At 73.2% G+C, this 2,787-nt stretch carries 3 protein-coding genes; 1 reads left to right on the top strand and 2 read right to left on the bottom strand.

Translation table 11 applies throughout. The annotated features are described in order from the left end of the window. A partial coding sequence (locus C1I93_RS30015) for a tetratricopeptide repeat protein (RefSeq protein ID WP_111246605.1) occupies window positions 1-1,538 on the bottom strand: 1,538 nt, incomplete at its 3' end. Between the two features lie 68 nt (window positions 1,539-1,606). Beyond that, window positions 1,607-2,068 carry a MarR family winged helix-turn-helix transcriptional regulator gene (locus C1I93_RS30020; protein WP_111246607.1) on the bottom strand — a complete coding sequence of 154 codons (462 nt, stop codon included), beginning with the start codon at window positions 2,066-2,068 and terminating at the stop codon, window positions 1,607-1,609. Window positions 2,069-2,118: 50 nt separating this feature from the next. On the opposite strand from C1I93_RS30020, the gene C1I93_RS30025 reads away from it, so the two are divergent. Then, the gene (locus C1I93_RS30025) at window positions 2,119-2,640 is read left to right on the top strand and encodes a VOC family protein (RefSeq protein WP_111246606.1); all 522 of its coding nucleotides are present in this window, start codon (window positions 2,119-2,121) and stop codon (window positions 2,638-2,640) included. Window positions 2,641-2,787: the final 147 nt, after the last annotated feature.

Genomic DNA, 2,787 nt, shown 5'->3' on the forward strand with positions numbered 1-2,787 from the left:
GGTGGCACCGGGGCCGGGGGTACGGGCACCGGAAGCAACCGTGCCGATTCCTGCGGCCGGTCCGGCTCGTCGACCCGGCGCAACCGGTACACGCCGGGGCGCTGCGGCGCCGACCCGGCCAGATCGACCACGCTCGGCGGCACGGCCGCAGCCGGGTCCGGCGGGGACGCCGTCGCCACCGAGGGGTACGGCCCGGGAGCCGAGGGGTACGGATCGGGGTCTGAGGCATCGGGGTACGGCGACAGGTCGGGCTGGCCGGCGGCGGGCCCGGTCCACCAGTCCTCCGGTGGCCCGGCGGGGCCGTCCACCGGCTGCCGGGGGGTGGGCACCGGCGACGCCACGCCACCCGTCGCCTGCCCCGTGGCGAAGTACCCCTGGCTGGGATGGTAACCCTCGGCGGGATGCTGCTCCGCGACCGGATACTGCTCCGCGCCGGGATACTGCTCCGCGGCCGGGTACTGCTCTGCGGCCGGGTACTGCTCCGCGCCGGGATACTGCTCCGCGGCCGGGTACTGCTCTGCGGCCGGGTACTGCTCCGCGCCGGGATGCTGCTCCGCGGCCGGGTACTGCTCCGCGGCCGGGTACTGCTCCGCGGCCGCGCTCGCCCAGCCTTCGTGGGTTTCGCGCTGCCGGTCCGGCTCGCTGACGGACCCGGCAGGAGTCATCTCGCCGCTGTCCGAGCGCGACTCGTCGGCCTGCGGCGGCGGATCGCTCTGGTACGGCGGAGCGACAGGCGGCTGGTCGGGGTGCGGTGGCGGATCGGGTTGGTGGGCAGGCGTGTCGCTCGACGGGACGCGGGCGGCCGGTACGGCCGGGGCGTGCGCGCCGACCGGTGGCGTGTCGGCGCAGACATGGTCCGGGTTGGCCGCCGCCCTGGGCAGGGCCGCCACCTGCGCGGTAAGTGGGTCGTCCGGCTCCAGATACTGGCGACACAGCTCGCGGGCCAGGGAGAGGTTGTCGTGCGCCGCGCCGAACTGTCCGCAGTCGCGCTGCATCGAGCCGAGCCGGGCGAGCATCTTGATCCCGCTCGGATGCCCGTTGCCGTAGACCTCGCGATGCAGTTCCCAGGCGTCCTGGAGGCGGTCGCGCGCCACCTGGCACTGGCCGCGGGCGTACTCCACGGTGGCCAGGTCGGCGTGCGCGGCGAGCACCCGTACCGATTCCGGCCCGTCCGACGCGGTCAGCTCGATGATCACCTCCTGGTACAGCCGGGCGGCCCGGGACCAACTGCCCACCCGGTGCAGCACCGCCGCCAGGGTGGCGGCGGCGCCGACCGTACGCGGGTCGGAGCGACCGTGCAGTTGGGTGGCGGCGTTGTACGCGAAGGCCGCCCAGGCGCGCGCCGAGTGTGGCTCGCCGAGCGCGACGAGCACCCGCGCATGCAGGCTGGCCGCCTCGGCAAGCTCGGGGGTCGCGTTGGCCGGGCGCGGATCGGCGCCGGTCAGCGCGTCGGCGAGCAGCCGTTGGGCGCCGGCAAGATCGCCAGCGGAGACCAGGTCGTGCGCCTGATCAGTCAGTTCACCGAAGCCGGAGGGCACGCCCCATCGTGCTCATCCGACGACAGGATGTACAAGACCCGCGCCGGAGTGGTTCGGTCAGGATCTGGTCACGGGCGATTCAGGTGGTCGGCGAGCGCCTCGCTGATCCGGCGCAACTGGTCGACCTGGGCCGGGCTGAGCGCGTCGAACAGATGTCGGCGTACCCCTTCGACGTGGCCGGGCGCGGCGGCGGCCAGGGTGGCGAAGCCGTCCTCGGTGAGCAGGGCGAGTTGGCCGCGTCGGTCGGTCGGGCAGTCCTCGCGGCGGACCCAGCCGGCCGCCTCCAGGCGGGCCACGGCGTGGGAGAGCCGGCTGCGGGACGAGCCGGTCGCCTCGGCCAACTCGCTCATCCGCAGCCGGCGTTGGGGCGCCTCGGAGAGGCGAACCAGGATCTCGTAGTAGGCGTGCGGCATCCCGGCGTCGCGTTGCAGTTCGCGGTCGAGCGTCTCCATCAACGCCCGGGAGGCGGCCAGGAACGCCCGCCAGGTGCGCTGCTCGTCCGGGTCCAGCCAGCGGGTCATGACCACCATCATAACGAGAATAGTTGAACGCTCAACCAAAACGCGCTAGCGTCGGTGCCATGGGAATCCATCGCCTCAACCACGCCGTCCTCTACGTCAGCGACCTCGACCGCAGTGTCGCGTTCTACCGCGACGTGCTGGGCTTCCGTCCGGTGCCGATGACGCCTGAGGGTTTCCGTGGCGCCGCCTTCCTGCAGGCGCCCGATTCCACGAACGATCACGACCTGGGCCTGTTCGAGATCGGCGCCGCCGCTGGTCGCTCGACCGCCGGTCGCGCCACCGTCGGCCTGTACCACCTGGCCTGGGAGGTGGACACGCTCGACGAGCTGGCCGCCACCGCCGGGCGGCTGACGCAGGCCGGTGCCCTGGTCGGCAGCTCCGACCACGGCACCACCAAGAGCCTCTACGGCCGGGATCCGGACGGGCTGGAGTTCGAGGTGGTCTGGCTGGTGCCGGCCGACCGCCTGGACGACGCCGCCCTCGCCGCCCGCACCAGGATCGGCCGTCTCGACCTGCCCGCCGAGATCCGCCGCTACGGCGGCGACACCCGCGGCGGCATCGGCATCTCCGTCCCGGCCTGAACCTCACCGCCCCACCCGAGTTGACCAAGAAGTTTGTGTCAGTCTGAGTGCCGTTCTCCGACCAGAAGCTCTTGATCGACAGGTGGTGCGTGGGTGGGCAGCGAGCTGGGGCGGCAGGTGTTCGGGCAGCGTGTGCGGCAGTGGGTG

Origin of the sequence: Micromonospora endophytica, assembly GCF_003236305.1 — a bacterium.
GTDB classification, from domain to species: domain Bacteria; phylum Actinomycetota; class Actinomycetes; order Mycobacteriales; family Micromonosporaceae; genus Micromonospora; species Micromonospora endophytica.

What these genes read in the sequence shown, in the direction of transcription:
- C1I93_RS30020 (WP_111246607.1), bottom strand. Translation starts at nt 2,068, where the DNA reads ATGGTGGTCATGACCCGCTGGCTGGACCCGGACGAGCAGCGCACCTGG.
- C1I93_RS30025 (WP_111246606.1), top strand. Translation starts at nt 2,119, where the DNA reads ATGGGAATCCATCGCCTCAACCACGCCGTCCTCTACGTCAGCGACCTC.